Genomic DNA, 17,519 nt, shown 5'->3' on the forward strand with positions numbered 1-17,519 from the left:
AGGGCAGGTGATGGCCGCGGGTGGTGGCCCGTGATCCCCCTCAACCGGGGTATCACGGGCCACCGCCCGGGCCGCGCACAGTGCTTGCTTATCTCATCCGGCGCTTGTTCGCCGTCGTCGTGATGCTGTTGGTCGTCACCCTTACGACCTTCGCCATCTTCTTCGTGATCCCGAAGTGGGCCGGTTCCGATCCCGCGCTGCTGTTCGTCGGCAAGCAGGCCGACCCCGCGGCCATCGAGGGCATCCGGCAGAAGCTCAGCCTCGGTGATCCGGTCCTGGTGCAGTTCTGGCACTTCGTCCAGGGCCTGTTCGTCGGCCGGGACTACGCCAGCGGTACGGATGTCACCCACTGCCCGGCGCCCTGCTTCGGCTACTCCTTCCGCACCGAGCAGGCGGTGTGGCCGCAGCTCACCGACGCCATGCCGGTCACCCTCTCGCTCGCCGCCGGCGCCTGCCTGCTGTGGCTGGTCGGCGGCATCACCACCGGTGTCGTCTCCGCGCTGCGCCGGGGCACCCTGTGGGACCGCTCGGCGATGACGATCGCGCTGGCAGGTGTCTCGCTGCCGATCTACTTCACCGGTCTGCTCTCGCTGGCGATCTTCAGCTACTCGCTGAAGTGGGTCAACGTGGACTACAAGGGGCTCGGTGACGATCCGGCGATGTGGTTCGAGAGCCTGATCCTCCCGTGGATCACGCTCGCCTTCCTCTACGCGGCGATGTACGCCCGGCTCACCCGGGCCACCATGCTGGAGATCATGGGCGAGGACTACATCCGCACCGCCCGCGCCAAGGGCCTGCGAGAACGGGTGGTCATCGGCCGGCACGCGATGCGCTCGACCTGGACCCCGGTCCTCACCCTGCTCGGCCTCGACCTGGGCGCGCTGCTGGGTGGCGCGGTCCTGACCGAGACCACCTACAACCTGCCCGGCCTCGGGCGGCTCGCGGTGAACGCGATCACCGAGAAGGACCTGCCGGTCATCCTCGGCGTCACCCTGATCGCGGCCGTCTTCATCGTGGTCGCCAACCTCGTCGTGGACCTTCTGTACGCCGTCATCGACCCGCGAGTGAGGCTCGGATGACCGACCTGACCAAGCCCTCCGGACAGCCCGGGAACGGCGATCTGCCGGCCACCGGCACCGCCGCCGTGGGCGAGGTGGCCGCGGCGGGCTCGCCCGCCCCCACCGCCTTCCTCGAGGTGCGCGATCTGCACGTCCACTTCCCGACCGACGACGGTCTGGTGAAGTCGGTGGACGGGCTCAGCTTCCGGCTGGAGAAGGGCAAGACCCTCGGCATCGTCGGCGAGTCCGGCTCCGGCAAGTCCGTCACCTCGCTCGGCATCATGGGGCTGCACACCGCCGGGCAGTACGGCCGCCGCAAGGCGCGGATCTCCGGTGAGATCTGGCTCAACGGCCAGGAGCTGCTGGGCGCCGACCCCGACGAGGTGCGCAAGCTGCGCGGCCGCGAGATGTCGATGATCTTCCAGGATCCGCTGTCCGCGCTGCACCCGTACTACACCATCGGCCGCCAGATCATCGAGGCGTACCGGGTGCACCACGAGGTCACCAAGGAGGTGGCCCGCAAGCGCGCGATCGAGCTGCTGGACCGCGTCGGCATCCCACAGCCCGACAAGCGCGTGGACAGCTATCCGCATGAGTTCTCCGGCGGTATGCGCCAGCGAGCCATGATCGCGATGGCGCTGGTCAACAACCCCGAGCTGTTGATCGCGGATGAGCCGACCACCGCCCTGGACGTCACCGTCCAGGCGCAGATCCTCGACCTCATCCGGGATCTCCAGAAGGAGTTCGGCTCCGCGGTCATCGTCATCACCCATGACCTGGGCGTGGTCGCCGAGCTCGCCGACGATCTGCTGGTGATGTACGGCGGCCGCTGTGTCGAGCGCGGCCCGGCCGAGAAGGTCTTCTACGAGCCCCAGCACCCGTACACCTGGGGGCTGCTGGGCTCGATGCCCCGTATCGACCGCGACCAGACCGAGCGGCTCATCCCGGTCAAGGGCTCCCCGCCCAGCCTCATCAATGTGCCGTCCGGCTGCGCCTTCCATCCCCGTTGCCCGTACGCCGATGTGCCGAAGGACAACATCACGCGCACCGAGCGGCCGGAGCTCAGCGAGGCCGGCGGCGGCGGGCACTTCTCCGCGTGCCATATGTCGCAGGAGGAGCGCACCCGGATCTGGACCGAAGAGATTGCGCCGAAGCTGTGACCGACCAGAAGGATCCGAAGATGACGGTCCCGGAGAAGGCGACGACATCGCCCGAGCCCCTGCTCAAGGTGTCGGGTCTGGTCAAGCACTTCCCCATCAAGAAGGGGCTGCTCCAGCGGCAGGCCGGTGCGGTGCAGGCGGTCGACGGGCTCGACTTCGACGTCCGGCCGGGGGAGACCCTGGGCGTGGTGGGCGAGTCGGGCTGCGGCAAGTCCACCATGGGGCGGCTGGTCACCCGGCTGCTGGAACCCACCTCGGGCAAGATCGAGTTCGAGGGCAAGGACATCACGCATCTGAACACCGCGCAGATGCGGCCGATGCGCCGTGACGTCCAGATGATCTTCCAGGACCCGTACTCGTCGCTGAACCCCCGGCACACCGTCGGCGCGATCGTCAGCGCGCCCTTCCGGCTCCAGGGCGTCACCCCACAGGGCGGCGTCAAGGCGGAGGTCCAGCGGCTGCTGGAGCTGGTCGGGCTCAACCCCGAGCACTACAACCGCTATCCGCACGAGTTCTCCGGCGGTCAGCGGCAGCGCATCGGCATCGCCCGGGCGCTGGCCCTCAAGCCCAGGCTGGTCGTCGCCGACGAACCGGTCTCGGCGCTGGATGTGTCGATCCAGGCGCAGGTGGTCAACCTGCTGGACGACCTCCAGGACGAGCTGGGCCTGACGTATGTGATCATCGCGCACGATCTGTCGGTCATCCGCCATGTCTCGGACCGGATCGCGGTGATGTACCTCGGGAAGATCGTCGAGCTGGCGGACCGCAAGGACCTCTACGAGCGTCCCATGCACCCGTACACCAAGGCCCTGCTCTCCGCGGTGCCGGTGCCGGACCCCAAGCGGCGCGCCAAGCGGGAGCGGATCCTGCTCAAGGGCGATGTGCCCTCGCCGATCTCCCCGCCGTCCGGCTGCCGCTTCCACACCCGGTGCTGGAAGGCGACCGAGGTGTGCAAGAGCCAGGAGCCGCCGCTGGTGACGCTGGCCACCGGCCACCAGGTGGCCTGCCACCACCCGGAGAACGCGGCGGACCAGGCGCCGCAGGAGAAGCCCGGGGCCGAGGCGGCACAGAAGGTGACGAAGAAGACCGAAGGCTGAGACGGGACGGGGTCCGGACGGGGCCGGGGGCATCCGCGGATAACAATGTCGGGTGCTCATCGAACTGTTCACCCCGTCCGTCCAGCACGCGCTCGAAGTCGCCGGGATCTTCGTCTTCGCGATGTCCGGCGCGCTGCTCGCCGTGCGGAAGAACTTCGATGTCTTCGGCATGGCGGTGCTCGCCGAGGCCACCGCGCTGGGCGGCGGTATCTTCCGCGACCTGGTGATCGGCGCGGTGCCGCCCATCGCCTTCACCGATCTCGGCTATTTCCTCACCCCGCTCGTGGCCACCGGCATCGTCTTCTTCCTCCACCCCGAGGTCGAGCGGATCACGGCGGCGGTGGGGGTCTTCGACGCGGCGGGTCTCGGGCTGTTCTGCGTCGAGGGCACGATGAAGGCGCATGACTTCGGGCTCGGTGTCACCGCGTCGGTCACCCTCGGCATGGCCACGGCGGTCGGCGGCGGTGTGATCCGCGACCTGCTCGCCCATGAGGTGCCCTCACTGCTGCGCTGGGACCGGGACCTGTACGCCGTCCCGGCCATCCTCGGCTCCTCGATAGCGGCACTGCTGCTCCACTTCCACGCCCTCACGGCGGCCACGAGCGCGCTCGCGGCCGCCGTGACGTTTGTGGTGCGGCTGCTGGCGATGCGGTACGGCTGGCGGGCGCCGCGGGCGTGGAACCGGCGCAGTACGGCGACGGAGGAGACCTGAGGGGTTCGGTCGCACCGGGTATGGTCGAGGGTGCATGCCCTTGCGGTTATATAGCCGGGCCGTTATGTTGAGGTCATGCCCATACCGTTCGATGTGCTCGCGGAGCCGAGTCGTCGGCAGATCCTGGACCTCCTGCTGGAGCGGCCCCGCCTGGTCGGTGAGCTGACCGAGCATCTCGGGCTCACCCAGCCGGGCACCTCCAAGCACCTCCGCGTGCTGCGCGAGGCCGGTCTGGTGCGGGTCCGCCGGGACGCCCAGCGCCGCTGGTACGAGCTCTGCCCGGAGCCGCTCGCCGAGGTGGACGCCTGGCTCGCGCCGTACCGTCGGCTGTGGACCGACCGTCTCGACGCGCTCGAACGACACCTGGACACGATGCCGGAGTCCCCGGACGCGACCGGCGAGCCCGACGTACCCGAAGTGCTCGACGTACCCGACGTACCCGACGGAGAAGCGCGATGAAAGACACCCTTGCCCAGACCGGCGGCGGCCGCTCGGCCCTGCGCCTGGAGCGCCGGCTCGCCCATCCCCCGGAGAAGGTCTGGCGAGCGCTGACCGACCCCGCCCAGCTCGTCCACTGGTTCCCCTCCGAGGTCCAGGTCGAGCTCAAGGTCGGGGGCCGGATGGGCTTCGTCTTCCCCGGGCGCGAGGCCCCGGACATGGACGGCGTCGTCACCGAGCTCGACCCGCCCCATGTCTTCGCCTTCACCTGGGGCGAGGACGAGCTCCGCTGGGAGCTGCGCCCCGAGGGCGACGGCTCTGTGCTGACCCTCACCCACACCTTCGGCGACCGCTTCGGCGCGGCCAGCTTCGCCTCCGGCTGGCACGCCTGCATCACCGGTCTCGCGGCCCTGCTCGGCGGCGAGGAGTTCGCCCACGGCGACATGGCCGAGCTGCACGAGAAGTACGTCGAGGCGTTCGGCCTGGCCGAGGGGGCGGTGGAGGCCACCGAGGACGGCGGCTGGCGGCTGCGCTTCGAGCGCCAGTTGGTCCGCCCCGCCGAGACGGCCTGGCGGGCGCTGACCGGCCCGGCCGCCGACACCCCCGAACCGGCCGCCGGGGCGCCGGTCCCCCTCGGCTTCCGTACCGACGCGGTTCCGGCGGGTCCGATCACCGAGGCGCAACCGCCCCGGGTGCTCGCCTACGACTGGGAGCGCGACGGCCGCCCAGCCGGAACGGTCCGCTGGGAGCTGACCCAGGGCACCGGCCACGGCGCCCGCCTCATCCTGACCCAGACCGGCCCGGCGGACGCGGAAGCGGAACGCACCGAGGCCCAGCAGGCATGGCGCCACCACATCGGCCTCCTGGCCGCCGAACTGCTGAAGAGCTAGGTTGTGGGCAATCGTTCCGCGGGGCGGAACGGGTGGGCACAACCCACCCACCGGCCCGCACCCGCGAACGAAACCTCAGCCGAGGAACCCGCTGAGCGCAACCGCCAGCTCGGCAGGCGCGTCCTCCTGCACCAGGTGCCCCGCACCCTCGATCAGCCGAAACCGCGCCCCCGGAATACGAGAGGCAAGCTCCCGCCCCCGCTCCACCGGGATCCACGTGTCACCCGACCCCCAGCACACCAGCACGGGGAGCGACATCCCCCCGTACAACCCCTCGACCTCATCCGTGAACCGCTGATCGTTCTGCGCGATCTGCCGATAGAACGCGGGCTGCCCCGCCTCCCCGCACCACGGCTCCACCAGCCGCTCCAGCACGCCGTCCCGCAGCCCCACCGCGCTCGCGGAGCCGACGTACTCCCGCACCAGCGCCCGGTGCAGCGCCGTCGGCAACTGCTCGAAGACCGTGTCGTTCGCACCGAGCAGCCGGTACGCAGGCGAGCCCCAGGGCGCCAACGCGACCACGTCCACCAGCGCCAACCGGCGATACCGCGCACCGTGCAGCAGATGCGCACGTAGCGCGACACACCCGCCGAAGTCATGGGCGACGACGGCCGGTTCCGCCCCGTCCCCGGCCTCGGTCCCGGTCAGCCCCCACGCGTCGAGCAGCTCGCCGAAGACCCGGGCCTGGGCGGCCAGCGAGACGTCCTGGTCCGCCCGCTTCTCGGAGGCCCCGTAGCCCGGCATGTCCCAGACGAACACCCGGTGCCGGTCGGCCAGCGCACGGGCGACGCCCCGCCATACGTACGACGAGAACGGCGTGCCGTGCAGCAGCACCACCGGCGGCGCGTCCGGTGCGCCGAGCGCGGCCCAGCGGACCTCGCCGGAGGAGCTGCGGTAGGTGCGGTCCAGCGTCCACTCGGTCTTCCACTCAGCGGCTGTCATGAGTGAAACCGTAGACAGTCCTTACCGCCTCTGTCGAGGACCTTGGCGCGACCCGCGCGAGGGGGTGCGGAAGAGGCACCGGGAAGACCGTGCGTACACGCAGCCGCTACGCACCCCACAATGCCTCGTAGAATCGAGGCCACCATGGTTTATCTCGACCACGCCGCCACCACCCCGATGCTCCCGGAGGCGGTGCAGGCGATGACCGCCCAGCTCGCCGTCACGGGCAACGCCTCCTCGCTGCACGCCGCCGGCCGGCGTGCCCGCCGTACCGTCGAGGAGTCGCGTGAATCCCTGGCCGCCTCGCTGGGCGCCCGCCCGAGCGAGGTCGTCTTCACCGCCGGAGGCACCGAGGCCGACAACCTCGCGGTCAAGGGGCTCTACTGGTCCCGCAGGGACGCCGATCCGGCCCGCGTCCGGGTGCTCGCCAGCCCCGTGGAGCACCACGCCGTGCTCGACGCGGTCGACTGGCTCGCGGACCACGAGGGCGCCCGGGTCGAATGGCTGCCAGTCGACTCCCTCGGGCGCGTCCACCCCGGCGCGCTGCGCGAGGCGATCGCCCGCGATCCCTCGGACGTCGCCCTCGCCACCGTCATGTGGGCCAACAACGAGATCGGCACCATCCAGCCGGTCCGCGAACTCGCCGACATCGCCGCCGAATTCGACGTTCCGCTGCATGCCGACGCGGTCCAGGCGTATGGCCAGATCGAGGTCGACTTCGCCGCCTCGGGGCTGGCCGCGATGACCGTCAGCGGCCACAAGATAGGCGGCCCCTACGGCATCGGCGCGCTGCTGCTCGGCCGTGACCACACGCCCGTGCCCGTACTGCACGGCGGCGGCCAGGAGCGCCAGGTGCGCTCCGGGACCCTCGACACCCCGGCCATCGCCGCCTTCGCCGTCGCCGGTGCGTATGCCACCGGGCACCGAGAGGAGTTCGCCCGCGAGATCGGCGCGCTGCGCGACGCGCTGATCACCGCCGTACGTACGGCCGTCCCCGACGCGGTTCTCGGCGGCGACCCCGATCCGGCGGGCCGGCTCCCCGCCAATGCCCACTTCTCCTTTCCCGGCTGCGAGGGCGATTCGCTGCTTCTGCTGCTGGACGCGCAGGGCATCGAATGCTCGACGGGCTCGGCCTGCACCGCCGGTGTCGCCCAGCCCAGCCATGTGGTCCTGGCCACCGGCAGCGACTCCGAACTGGCCCGCGGCACCCTGCGCTTCTCGCTCGGCCACACCTCGACCAAGGCCGATGTCGAGGCAGTCGCGGAGGCGATCGGCCCGGCGGTGGAGCGGGCGCGCGGGGCGGGACTGAGCTGAGGGGCAGGGCTGAGGGGCAGGGCTCACCTGACGGGGCGGGGCCCGGCCCGGCCGATATCTCCGCCCGGACCCGCCACATCATAACCACGGAATTCGAATTGTCCTGGCGGCCATTTCACATAACCTACGGAACACTCATCTCCGCTTGAAATGGCGGAGAGCCGTGGGAAAGGATTTCCCCGTCAACGGACCTGGCATGCGCGGAAAGCGCACAGGTTTTCTTCACGGGGAAATCCAGGAGTTCATCGATGTCGCAGCCTTCGCTGCCGCCGTACCATCCGTCGCACCAGCCCTCGCAGTCGCAGGGGGCGCAGCGCCGGCCGTCGCGGGGGCGGCGTGCCAAGCCCGCCCTGAAGCTGATCGTGGGCGGAGCCCTCGCCGTCGCCCTGGTGACCGGCTGCGGGTCCGGAGACGATGACGACGGCGGTGAGAACGGAGGGTCGTCCCAGGGCGCTCAGGCGAAGACGCTGGGCAAGGTCGCCATGCCGAAGGTCGGCAAGGAGACCAACACCATGGGCACCTGGGTCACGGACACGACCTTTGTGAAGGGCGACGTCAACAAGATCGTCGGCTACTCGCTCGACGGCGCCAAGTCGCGGTGGGAGATACCGCTGGGCGGGCAGCTCTGCTGGGCCTCACCGCATATGACCAAGGAGGGGCTGACCGCGGTCCTGTTCCGGGACGGCGCGGGGGAGGACGCGCTGTGCACCCGGGTCGGGCTGGTCGACCTGAAGAAGGGCAAGCTGGTCTGGCAGAAGGAGGGGTCGGACAGCGAGGGCAACGCCGGGGTGCAGTTCGACGAGGTCACCATCGGCGGTGGCACCGTCGCCGCGGGCGGCACCGGCGGCGGGGGTGCCTGGTCGCTGGACGGCAAGCCGCTGTGGAAGCCCGCCTACCTCGCGGACTGCGACGACGACGGCTACGCGGGCGGCGATGACAAGATCGTCGCGATTCGCGGCTGCGACAGCGGCGAGGACTCCAGCGAACAGCGGCTGGAAGTCCAGACGGTGGATCCCAAGACCCGCGACGTGCTCTCCTCCTACAAGCTGGACGAGAAGGTCGAATACGCGCATGTGATCTCCACCGCGCCGCTCGTCGTGGCCGTCGACACCGGCGACTCGGACGCCGGGACGGGCACCACCGACATCCTGACCATCGACGACAGCGGCAAACAGGGCAAGCTGCTCAGCACGATCGACGTCCTGGCCAAGGGATACCAGCCCAACTGCCCGGCCACGAGCGTGGAGGGCTGCGCCGAACTCGCCCTCGACAAGGCGAGCAGCACCCTCTATCTCTCCTCCGAGGTGGACGTGGACCACGGCGGCCCGGGAGAGCGGATCACCGGCCTGAATCTGAAGACCGGCAAGGAGACCGGGAAGACGAAGATGGCGGAGAGCCGGTCGCTGATCCCGATCCGGACCGATGACGACGGCGCCCTGATCGCCTATCTGGGCTCCATGTACAGCGAGGCCGGCGGGGTCGTGCGCGTCGACCCCAAGACCTTCGGGATGGAGACGCTCCAGACCCATCCGGACGACATGAAGGACGCGGAGTCCGGCATGGACGTCTACGGGGACTGCACCATGATCTACACCGGTAAGAAGCTCTACATCGGCGACAACCGGGCGAGCAGGCCCGCCAGCGGCGACGGCGCGGGCCGTCCGCTGGCCGTCGTCTTCGGCGCCTGAGCCGTCTACGGCGCCTGAGCCGCCGTTCGCGGGGTTCGCGGGGTTCGCGGGGTTCGCGGGGCTCTTACGCCGCCGTCCGTGGCACGCGCACCGCTCGCACCGCCCGTATATAGCGATCCCAGTCCCAGTGGCGGCCCGGATCGGTGTGATCGGTGCCCGGCACCTCCACATGGCCGACGATGTGCTCACGGTCCCGCGGTATGTCGTACCGCTCGCAGATCGAGGAGGTCAGCCGTGCCGAGGCGCGGTACATCGCGTCCGTGAAGGAGCTCGGCTTGCTCACGAACCCCTCGTGCTCGATGCCGATGCTGCGCTCGTTGTACGGGCGGTTGCCCGCGTGGAACGCCACATCCAGCTCGCGCACCATCTGAGCGATATGCCCGTCGCGGCGCACGACATAGTGCGCCGCGGCGCGGTGCCCGGGGTCCCGGAAGACCCGCACCGCGTCGTCGTAGCTGCCCTGGACCACATGGATCACCACCCGGTCGATGGTGTAGTCGTCCGGCCGGTCGGCCCACCGCCAGTTCGCCCCCGAGGCCGCGATCCACTCCGCGCCCGGCTGGTCGACCGCGCCCGCCTTGCGCGGCTTTTCGATCCCGGGCAGCCGCCACCACATCCGGGACAGCTCGTCCCGCGCGGCATAGCCCGCGACCCCGGCCGCGCCGAGCCCGGCCGCCGAGCCCCCGATCAGGAGGGTGCGTCTGCTGACGCGGCGTCCACCGCCGGTCGTGGTCTCGCTCACGGAACGCTCAACGCGCGGGGGCGGGCATCCGGTTCCGGCCGATGAGATCATGGCCAGAAGCCTTCGTTCCGGGCGACGGCCCTCTGGCCGTCCGGGTAGATGAACGTTGAACTGTCTCTGAGTCGGTCGCTATCGCTCTGTCCGGGGCTCCGCACCTCGGAACGTATATCCACCGCAATGTATCCACCGGAATGTGTCCATCCGCTCGACGAGGAGCTGACGGTATGCGCATCGGATTCGCCCTTCCCCAGTTCGGCCCGCTGGCCCAGCACCCCGAGGACATCGCGCGATTCGCGCGCCGGGCCGAGGAGCTCGGCGCGGACAGCCTGTGGGTCGGGGACCGCCTGCTCGCCCCGGTGGACCCGATCGTCGGCTACGCGGGCACCGATGTGATCCCGCCGGAATTCCGCGCCGCGCTGGATCCCTTCACCGTGCTGGCCACCGCCGCCGCGGCCACCGAGCGGGTCCAGCTCGGCACCGATGTCATCAACGCCCCCTGGTACCCGCCCGCGGTGCTCGCCCGCACCCTGACCACCATCGATGTGCTGAGCGCGGGCCGGCTGCTGGTCGGCCTCGGCACCGGCTGGTCCCCCGAGGAGTACGAGGCGGTCGACATCCCCATGGCCGAGCGCGGCCGGCGCCTCGACGAATGCCTCGACGCCCTGGACGCCTGGTGGACCCGGAACCCGGTCGAGTACCGCGGGAACCACTGGACCGTGCCCGCCTCCCATGTCGACGTCAAACCGGCCTCCCGCCCCCATCCGCCCGTCTACCTCGCCGCCTTCGCGCCCGCGGCCATGCGCCGGGTGGCCCGGCGCGCCGACGGCTGGCTGCCCATCGTGGTCGTCCCCGCGGCGCCCGGCGCCCCCGACCCGATCGCCACCCTCGCCGAGGGGCTGGGCGGGGTGCGGGAAGCGGTCGGGCGGGAGGGCCGGGACCCGGCCGCGTTCGACGCGATCCTGCGCGTCAACCCCAGTTCCGGCGCCTCCGTGGACGACATCGCGACGACCCTGGTCCGGGCGGAGCGGGAGGCGGGCATCCAGCACGCCTTCGTCGATCTGATCTATCTCGGGAAGGACACAGACCAGACCCTGGACCTCGTCCGGCGGGTGCTGGAGCGGGCCCGGAACCAGTTGCGTGCGTAGCTATATGCTGGTCGGGTTATGACTGACTTCCCCGGTGCGCCCACAGGTCCCCGCGACGGCCGCCGGCTGCGCGTTCTCGCCGCCATGTCCGGCGGTGTGGACTCCGCGGTCGCCGCCGCGCGGGCGGCCGAGGCGGGCCACGATGTGACCGGCGTCCATCTCGCGCTCTCCGCCAACCCGCAGTCGTTCCGCACCGGCGCCCGTGGCTGCTGCACCATCGAGGACTCGCGGGACGCCCGGCGCGCCGCCGATGTGATCGGCATCCCGTTCTATGTGTGGGACCTCGCCGAGCGCTTCCGCGAGGACGTGGTCGAGGACTTCATCGCCGAATACGAGGCGGGCCGCACCCCCAATCCGTGTCTGCGCTGCAACGAGAAGATCAAGTTCGCCGCGCTGCTGGACAAGGCGATCGCCCTCGGCTTCGACGCCGTCTGCACCGGCCACTACGCCACGGTCGTGGAGCACCCGGACGGCGTGCGTGAGCTGCACCGCGCCAGCGATATGGCCAAGGACCAGTCCTATGTGCTCGGGGTGCTCGACGAGCGCCAGCTCGCCCACGCGATGTTCCCCCTCGGGGACACCCTGACGACCAAGGACGAGATCCGCGCGGAGGCCGAGCGGCGGGGCCTGGCCGTCGCCAAGAAGCCCGACAGCCATGACATCTGCTTTATCGCCGACGGCGACACCCAGGGCTTCCTGGCCGGTCATCTCGGCACCGCCGAGGGCGACATCGTCGACGAGGACGGGCACAAGCTGGGCAGCCACGAGGGCGCGTACGGCTTCACCATCGGCCAGCGCCGGGGGCTGCGCATCGGCCATCCGGCGCCCGACGGCAAGCCGCGCTATGTGCTGGACATCTCCCCGGTGGAGAACAGGGTCACGGTCGGCCCGGTCGAGGCCCTGGACGTCGCCGCCCTGACCGCCATCAAGCCGCGCTGGTGCGGAGCCCCTCCGGCGGGCCCCGGCAGCTACACCGCCCAACTGCGCGCCCATGGCGGCGAGACCGAGGTGACGGCCGAGCCGATCGGGGTAACCGGTCTGCGGGTGACCTTCGCCGAGCCGGTGCGGGGCGTGGCCCCGGGGCAGGCGATCGTGCTCTACGACGGCACCCGGGTGGTCGGCTCCGCCACCATCGCCACGACCGAGCGCGCGCAGGTCGTCGCCTCGTAGGCGGGCCGCCGGCCCCCGGGGGATATCCGCTTTTGGCGAGAAAGAAGCCGAAAGTCGGGATGGGGTGGATTATCTCCGTTTGGCGCGATCAGTTTCTCTGAAATTAACGTGCGTCCGGCCATTCCGGTGGCATGCGTCACCTGAATCTGGGAATGCGCCACGCGGACACGGGTGCCGTGGTCCGCTGTCTCAGCACCGGAGGTTCCGTTATTTCTGCGCAACCTGTACAGAAATTTGGCAACAATCCAGTTGATGTCAGGGACACTGATCACTACACAGAGGAGTACGTACCCAGCTTCGTAGAAAAGTGGGACTCGCTGATCGACTGGGACCGAAGGTCGGAGAGCGAGGGTACGTTCTTCATCGATCTGCTGCGCGAGCGCGGCGTCAAGAAGGTCCTCGACGTGGCCACGGGGACCGGCTTCCATTCCGTCCGGCTGCTCGAGGCCGGATTCGAGACCGTGAGCGCCGACGGCAGCGGCGAGATGCTCGCCCAGGCGTTCGCCAACGGGCTCAAGCACGGTGACCACATTCTCCGCGTCGTCCAGGCCGACTGGCGCTGGCTCAACCGCGACGCCCACGGCGAGTACGACGCCATCGTCTGCCTCGGGAACTCCTTCACGCATCTGTTCTCCGAGCGCGACCGGCGCAAGGCGCTCGCCGAGTTCTACGCCATGCTCAAGCACGACGGAATCCTGGTCCTGGACCAGCGCAACTACGACGCGATCCTCGATCGCGGCTACAGCAGCAAGCACGTGTACTACTACTGCGGGGAAGACGTCGCCGTCGAACCGGAGTACGTGGACGAGGGGCTGGTGCGCATGCGCTACAGCTTCCCCGACGAATCCGTCTACCACCTCAACATGTTTCCGCTGCGCAAGGACTACACGCGCAGGCTGATGCAGGAGGTCGGCTTCCAGCGGATCGAGACGTACGGCGACTTCCAGCACACCTACCGGACGGAGCGCCCCGACTTCTTCATTCACGTCGCGGAGAAGGAATACATCGCGGCGGACGAGCCGGCCGGACCGGCCGCTCCGGCCACCGGCGACGGGGAGTACGCGGGAGCCGTCGGCACCGCCCGCGACTACTACAACTCCTCGGACGCCGACGCCTTCTACTGGCATGTCTGGGGCGGCGAGGACATCCACATCGGCATCTACGACCGGCCCGACGAGCCGATCGCCGAGGCCAGCAGGCGCACCGTGGCCCGGATGGCCGGGAAGCTCGACCTCACCGAGTCATCCGTCGTCCTCGACCTCGGGGCGGGCTTCGGCGGCTCCGCACGCTATCTGGCGGAGACCTACGGCTGTCGTGTCGTCGCGCTCAACCTCAGCGAGGTGGAGAACGAGCGCCATCGCGCGCTCAACGCCGAGCGGGGGCTGACCGAGGCCATCGAGGTGCTGGACGGCTCCTTCGAGCGGATCCCGCTGCCGGACAACAGCGTCGATGTCGTCTGGTCCCAGGACGCCTTCCTGCACAGCGGCAACCGCGCCCGCCCCCTGGAGGAGGCGGCCCGCGTCCTGCGTCCCGGCGGTCACCTCATCTTCACCGACCCCATGGCCGCCGACGGCTGCCCCGCCGAAACCCTCCGCCCCATCCTGGACCGCATCCATCTGGAGACCATGGGGTCGCCCGAGTTCTACCGCCATGAACTGGCGCGGCTCGGCTTCACCGAGGTCGGCGGCGGCTTCCAGGAACACCGCGAGCAACTGATCACCCACTACGCCCGGGTGCTGGAAGAAACCCGACGCCAGGAGGCCGACGGCCTGACGGAACACGTCAGCGCCGACTACCTCACCCATATGAAGAAGGGCCTCAGCAACTGGGTCGACGGCGGCACAAACCGCCATGTGACCTGGGGCATCTTCCACTTCACCCGCTGATCCCCGCCGGGTGGCCGCTGTGGCGGGGCCTGTCCCGCCACAGCGGCCACCCCCGGGCGCTCACCCGGCGTTCGCGGTCATTTCGCGGTCACTTCACGGTCACTTCACGGTCACTTCACGGTCATTTCGCGGTCAGGGGGAGGCCCGCGACCTGCTCGTGCAGGGCGGCGAGCGGTGCCGCGAGGTATCCCTGGCCGGCGGCCGCGGACGGTGGCGGGGTCTCGCCGGTGACGGCGAGGGCCTGTCGCCAGTAGCGCAGCGAGAACGAACCGGCGCGCCTCCCGCGGCGGAACAGGGCGCGCAGATGCGCGCGGAACGCCGGTGTGTCGTCGTGGCCGTCGACGCGGGCGTAGGTGCGCACGAACTGGCCGAGCGCCTCGGCGCGCCGCTCCGGACAGCCGGAGACCAGGGCCTCGCCGGCCAGTGCACAGGCGTCCAGCAGACCGGCGTAGAACGACGCGACATCGCCCACCTGGTGGGCTTGCGGCTGTCGGCGCCGGTCGTCCGCAGTGGCCAGGGCGTGGAGTTCGGCGTAGGCGAGGACGGTCGGGGCGGTCGGAGTCGCGGCGGTCGGGGCGGTCGGGGCGGCCGGTGGCGCGGGCACCGCGCCGTCGATCACGGCCTGGGCCAGGCGGCGCGGCAGACCGGCCGGGAGCGCCCAGTGCCAGTACCGCACCAGCCGATCGTGGGCGTCGTCCGGACTGCCCACCCCGGCGAGCAGGGCGAGGCGGCGCGGCCGTTCCGGCGCCGGGCAGTCGTCCAGCGCGCGGAGCACCTCGCGGCGCCATGTCGCCTCACGTAACTGCTCCTGGACCGCGTCCAGTTCTCGGCTGACGAGTTCGTCCAGCGAGCGTTCCCCCGCCGTGACCGTGGCGATCGCGGCGATGGGGGTGCCGAGCGCACGGAGGCGCTGGATCAGCCGGAGCCTGGGCAACGCGTCCGCGGCGTATCTGCGGTGGCCGCCCGGGGTGCGTCCGCTCTCGGGCAGCAGCCCGATGTCCGAGTAGTAGCGGATGGTCTTCACCGGCAGTCCGGTGCGCGCGGCCAACTCGCCGATGCCCACCGTGTCCCCGCCCTGTGTGCCGCCGGTGTTCCCGCCCTGCGTGCCGCGTGTGATCCCGCCCTGCGTGCCGCCCGTGTTCCCATCCTGCGTGCCGCGCGTCACAGCCGCTTGAACCTCCCCCGCGCAGGAGCCCTTAGCGTCCCTGGCGAACGCCGTCGTCCGAGTATGCGCCGGGCGGCACTCGCCGAGGAGGATCATCACATGCGGATTCTGATCGTGACCGCCGGTTCGCGAGGCGACGTCGCACCGTACACGGGCCTGGGGCTGCGTCTGCTGGCGGCCGGTCACGAGGTGGCCGTGGCCGCCCATCCGCCCTTCGCCGGGCTTCTCGACGGATGCGGCCTGGACCACCGGCCACTGCCGGGCGATCCGCGGGAGTTGATCCGCACCAGGGCCCGGGCCGCGTCGTGGGAGGAGGCGCGGGCGGCGATGGCGGCGTTCCTGGACCGGTTCGCCGACGGGGTGGTGGCGGCCGCGGACGGGGCCGACCTGGTGCTCACGGCGTTCGGCCCGGCGGCGCTCAGCCAGGCGGCCGCCGAGGCGTACGGCATCCCCGTCATCGGCAGCTATCTCGTACCGGCCTGTGCCACGCGGGAGTTCCCGCTGGCCGGTGCGACGGGCGGCGACGACCTGGGCCCGGACGGCAACCTGGCGGCGGGCCGGAGGCTGCTGGCGGATGCCGGAGCGCTCCAGGCGGGGGCCGTGGCGGGGCTGCGCGCCCGGCTCGGGCTGCCGCCCGCCACCTCGCGGCCGACGGGGGCGGACATCCGGCCGGTCTTCCACGGCTTCAGTCCGCTGGTCGTACCGCGCCCGGCGGACTGGCCGCCCCAGGTCGAGGTGGCCGGTTACTGGTGGCCCGCCCGGCCGCAGGACTGGCGGCCCCCGGCCGAGCTGGTCGACTTCCTGGAGGCCGGTCCGCCGCCGGTGTTCATCGGGTTCGGCAGCATGGCGCCGGGCGAGGGGGAGCGGCTGGGCGAGCTGGTGACGACGGCGGTGGCCCGGGCGGGGGTGCGCGCGGTGGTGCAGGCGGGGTGGGCCGGGCTGACCACGGCAGGCGATGACGCCCTTATGGTCGGCGACGACGTCCTTACGGTCGGCGACCTCCCGCACGACTGGCTGTTCCCGCGCACGGCCGCCGTCGTCCACCACGCCGGAGCGGGCACCACCGCGGCCGGACTGCGCGCCGGGGTGCCGGCGGTGCCGGTGCCCGCCATGGCCGACCAGCCGTTCTGGGCGGCGCGGCTGCACCGGCTCGGAGTCGCCCCCCGGCCGCTGCCGCTCGGCGCGCTGACCGCCGGCTCCCTCGCCGCGGCGATCGCGACCTGCCTGACCGAACCCGCCCTCGGCCGCCGGGCGGCCGAACTCGCGCACGCCATCGGCGCGGAGGACGGCGCGGGGGCGGTGCTCGCCCTCATCAGCTCCGTCCACGGGGCATGAGCTCGGGCGCGGCGACAGGGAGCTTTTCCTCGGCGGCCCCGGCGCCTCCCGTAGGCCCGCACCATGGCCGGGCCCGGCCGCGCCGTCGCCCGCACCAGGGGGCGTCCGACGGGTCGTGCCGCCTGCGGCGGGCTGTTTCCCCTCCCCGCCCCTTCCCACAACTGGGGCTCCGCCCCAGCCCCCGGCGCGGGGTTCCGCCTCAGACCCCCGGGGTTCCACTCCAGGCCCCGGCGCGGGGCTCTGCTCCAGGCCCCGGCGCGGGGTTCCGTCTCAGACCCCGGCATGGGGCTCTGCCTCAGGCCCCGGCGCGGGGTTCCGTCTCAGGCCCCGGCGCGGGGTTCCGTCTCAGGCCCCGGCGCGGGGTTCCGTCTCAGACCCCGGCATGGGGCTCTGCCTCAGGCCCCGGCGCGGGGTTCCGCCTCAGACCCCGGCGCGGGGCTCTGCCTCAGGCCCCGGCGCGGGGTTCCGTCTCAGGCCCCGGCGCGGGGTTCCGTCTCAGACCCCGGCATGGGGCTCTGCCTCAGGCCCCGGCGCGGGGTTCCGCCTCAGACCCCGGCGCGGGGCTCCGCCCCAGCCCCCGGCCCGGGGCTCCGCCCCTGCCCGCAGCATCGGTATGCGGCTGCGCCCCGTGGTCCGCCGGGCACCCCGTGGAACGCCGTCGCCTCGCCGCCCGCTGACCACCCGCCTTCCCCGCGTCCCGCCCTGGGCGACTCCGGAGGCCCGTACCGGTGATGGCGGCCGACCCCAAGGCGCCGCACGGCGCGATCCGTGGCGCGG

Annotated in this window: 15 protein-coding genes; 12 read left to right on the plus strand and 3 right to left on the minus strand. The window is 71.4% G+C overall.

Annotation, left to right across the window (positions count from 1 at the left end; translation table 11 throughout):
* Positions 1 to 104: 104 nt before the first annotated feature.
* The 6 genes from ACK1X7_RS33010 to ACK1X7_RS33035 all read left to right on the plus strand — a co-directional run bounded on the left by ACK1X7_RS33010 (position 105) and on the right by ACK1X7_RS33035 (position 5,355).
* Positions 105 to 1,079, plus strand: coding sequence for an ABC transporter permease (locus ACK1X7_RS33010; RefSeq protein WP_390791935.1), 975 nt, complete (start codon positions 105 to 107; stop codon positions 1,077 to 1,079).
* Positions 1,076 to 2,218: an ABC transporter ATP-binding protein gene (locus ACK1X7_RS33015; RefSeq protein ID WP_385140390.1), complete on the plus strand. Its 1,143-nt coding sequence runs from the start codon at positions 1,076 to 1,078 to the stop codon at positions 2,216 to 2,218. Before ACK1X7_RS33010 ends, ACK1X7_RS33015 begins: the two co-directional genes overlap by 4 nt.
* A 20-nt stretch (positions 2,219 to 2,238) precedes the next feature.
* Entirely contained in the window at positions 2,239 to 3,315 is a 1,077-nt protein-coding gene (locus ACK1X7_RS33020) for an ABC transporter ATP-binding protein (protein WP_385140387.1), read from the plus strand.
* A 52-nt stretch (positions 3,316 to 3,367) separates the two neighbouring features.
* On the plus strand, positions 3,368 to 4,027 hold the full coding sequence (locus ACK1X7_RS33025; RefSeq protein WP_014055076.1) for a trimeric intracellular cation channel family protein: 660 nt from the start codon (positions 3,368 to 3,370) through the stop codon (positions 4,025 to 4,027).
* A gap of 75 nt (positions 4,028 to 4,102) precedes the next feature.
* Positions 4,103 to 4,486: an ArsR/SmtB family transcription factor gene (locus tag ACK1X7_RS33030; protein ID WP_385140384.1), complete on the plus strand. Its 384-nt coding sequence runs from the start codon at positions 4,103 to 4,105 to the stop codon at positions 4,484 to 4,486.
* Complete coding sequence (locus ACK1X7_RS33035) at positions 4,483 to 5,355, plus strand: SRPBCC family protein (protein ID WP_385140381.1); 873 nt, start codon at positions 4,483 to 4,485, stop codon at positions 5,353 to 5,355. Before ACK1X7_RS33030 ends, ACK1X7_RS33035 begins: the two co-directional genes overlap by 4 nt.
* A 75-nt stretch (positions 5,356 to 5,430) precedes the next feature.
* On the opposite strand, the gene ACK1X7_RS33040 is transcribed toward ACK1X7_RS33035, so the two are convergent.
* Positions 5,431 to 6,297: an alpha/beta fold hydrolase gene (locus ACK1X7_RS33040; protein WP_398158376.1), complete on the minus strand. Its 867-nt coding sequence runs from the start codon at positions 6,295 to 6,297 to the stop codon at positions 5,431 to 5,433.
* A gap of 144 nt (positions 6,298 to 6,441) precedes the next feature.
* On the opposite strand from ACK1X7_RS33040, the gene ACK1X7_RS33045 reads away from it, so the two are divergent.
* Both ACK1X7_RS33045 and ACK1X7_RS33050 read left to right on the plus strand, forming a co-directional pair.
* A complete protein-coding gene (locus ACK1X7_RS33045) occupies positions 6,442 to 7,611 on the plus strand; it encodes a cysteine desulfurase family protein (RefSeq protein ID WP_385140375.1) in 1,170 nt (389 codons plus the stop codon).
* A gap of 248 nt (positions 7,612 to 7,859) precedes the next feature.
* On the plus strand, positions 7,860 to 9,299 hold the full coding sequence (locus ACK1X7_RS33050; protein WP_413116049.1) for a hypothetical protein: 1,440 nt from the start codon (positions 7,860 to 7,862) through the stop codon (positions 9,297 to 9,299).
* A gap of 64 nt (positions 9,300 to 9,363) precedes the next feature.
* On the opposite strand, the gene ACK1X7_RS33055 is transcribed toward ACK1X7_RS33050, so the two are convergent.
* Complete coding sequence (locus ACK1X7_RS33055; RefSeq protein WP_413116050.1) at positions 9,364 to 10,041, minus strand: N-acetylmuramoyl-L-alanine amidase; 678 nt, start codon at positions 10,039 to 10,041, stop codon at positions 9,364 to 9,366.
* 224 nt (positions 10,042 to 10,265) lie between these two features.
* On the opposite strand from ACK1X7_RS33055, the gene ACK1X7_RS33060 reads away from it, so the two are divergent.
* The 3 genes from ACK1X7_RS33060 to ACK1X7_RS33070 all read left to right on the plus strand — a co-directional run bounded on the left by ACK1X7_RS33060 (position 10,266) and on the right by ACK1X7_RS33070 (position 14,242).
* The gene (locus ACK1X7_RS33060; RefSeq protein ID WP_413116051.1) at positions 10,266 to 11,186 is read left to right on the plus strand and encodes a TIGR03619 family F420-dependent LLM class oxidoreductase; all 921 of its coding nucleotides are present in this window, start codon (positions 10,266 to 10,268) and stop codon (positions 11,184 to 11,186) included.
* An 18-nt stretch (positions 11,187 to 11,204) separates the two neighbouring features.
* Positions 11,205 to 12,356 carry a tRNA 2-thiouridine(34) synthase MnmA gene (gene mnmA, locus ACK1X7_RS33065; RefSeq protein ID WP_413116052.1) on the plus strand — a complete coding sequence of 384 codons (1,152 nt, stop codon included), beginning with the start codon at positions 11,205 to 11,207 and terminating at the stop codon, positions 12,354 to 12,356.
* A gap of 131 nt (positions 12,357 to 12,487) precedes the next feature.
* Complete coding sequence (locus ACK1X7_RS33070; RefSeq protein ID WP_398158378.1) at positions 12,488 to 14,242, plus strand: methyltransferase domain-containing protein; 1,755 nt, start codon at positions 12,488 to 12,490, stop codon at positions 14,240 to 14,242.
* A gap of 121 nt (positions 14,243 to 14,363) precedes the next feature.
* On the opposite strand, the gene ACK1X7_RS33075 is transcribed toward ACK1X7_RS33070, so the two are convergent.
* The gene (locus ACK1X7_RS33075) at positions 14,364 to 15,407 is read right to left on the minus strand and encodes a MerR family transcriptional regulator (RefSeq protein WP_390791929.1); all 1,044 of its coding nucleotides are present in this window, start codon (positions 15,405 to 15,407) and stop codon (positions 14,364 to 14,366) included.
* A gap of 99 nt (positions 15,408 to 15,506) precedes the next feature.
* Here ACK1X7_RS33075 and ACK1X7_RS33080 point away from each other — a divergent pair, with 99 nt between their 5' ends.
* On the plus strand, positions 15,507 to 16,742 hold the full coding sequence (locus ACK1X7_RS33080; protein ID WP_413116053.1) for a glycosyltransferase: 1,236 nt from the start codon (positions 15,507 to 15,509) through the stop codon (positions 16,740 to 16,742).
* The last annotated feature ends 777 nt before the right edge of the window (positions 16,743 to 17,519 follow it).

Origin of the sequence: Streptomyces sp. CY-1 (assembly GCF_047218265.1) — a bacterium.
GTDB classification, from domain to species: domain Bacteria; phylum Actinomycetota; class Actinomycetes; order Streptomycetales; family Streptomycetaceae; genus Streptomyces; species Streptomyces niphimycinicus.

What these genes read in the sequence shown, in the direction of transcription:
- ACK1X7_RS33050 (WP_413116049.1), top strand. Translation starts at nt 7,860, where the DNA reads ATGTCGCAGCCTTCGCTGCCGCCGTACCATCCGTCGCACCAGCCCTCG.
- mnmA (WP_413116052.1), top strand. Translation starts at nt 11,205, where the DNA reads ATGACTGACTTCCCCGGTGCGCCCACAGGTCCCCGCGACGGCCGCCGG.
- ACK1X7_RS33080 (WP_413116053.1), top strand. Translation starts at nt 15,507, where the DNA reads ATGCGGATTCTGATCGTGACCGCCGGTTCGCGAGGCGACGTCGCACCG.
- ACK1X7_RS33040 (WP_398158376.1), bottom strand. Translation starts at nt 6,297, where the DNA reads ATGACAGCCGCTGAGTGGAAGACCGAGTGGACGCTGGACCGCACCTAC.
- ACK1X7_RS33070 (WP_398158378.1), top strand. Translation starts at nt 12,488, where the DNA reads ATGCGTCACCTGAATCTGGGAATGCGCCACGCGGACACGGGTGCCGTG.
- ACK1X7_RS33030 (WP_385140384.1), top strand. Translation starts at nt 4,103, where the DNA reads ATGCCCATACCGTTCGATGTGCTCGCGGAGCCGAGTCGTCGGCAGATC.
- ACK1X7_RS33020 (WP_385140387.1), top strand. Translation starts at nt 2,239, where the DNA reads ATGACGGTCCCGGAGAAGGCGACGACATCGCCCGAGCCCCTGCTCAAG.
- ACK1X7_RS33015 (WP_385140390.1), top strand. Translation starts at nt 1,076, where the DNA reads ATGACCGACCTGACCAAGCCCTCCGGACAGCCCGGGAACGGCGATCTG.
- ACK1X7_RS33060 (WP_413116051.1), top strand. Translation starts at nt 10,266, where the DNA reads ATGCGCATCGGATTCGCCCTTCCCCAGTTCGGCCCGCTGGCCCAGCAC.
- ACK1X7_RS33045 (WP_385140375.1), top strand. Translation starts at nt 6,442, where the DNA reads ATGGTTTATCTCGACCACGCCGCCACCACCCCGATGCTCCCGGAGGCG.
- ACK1X7_RS33035 (WP_385140381.1), top strand. Translation starts at nt 4,483, where the DNA reads ATGAAAGACACCCTTGCCCAGACCGGCGGCGGCCGCTCGGCCCTGCGC.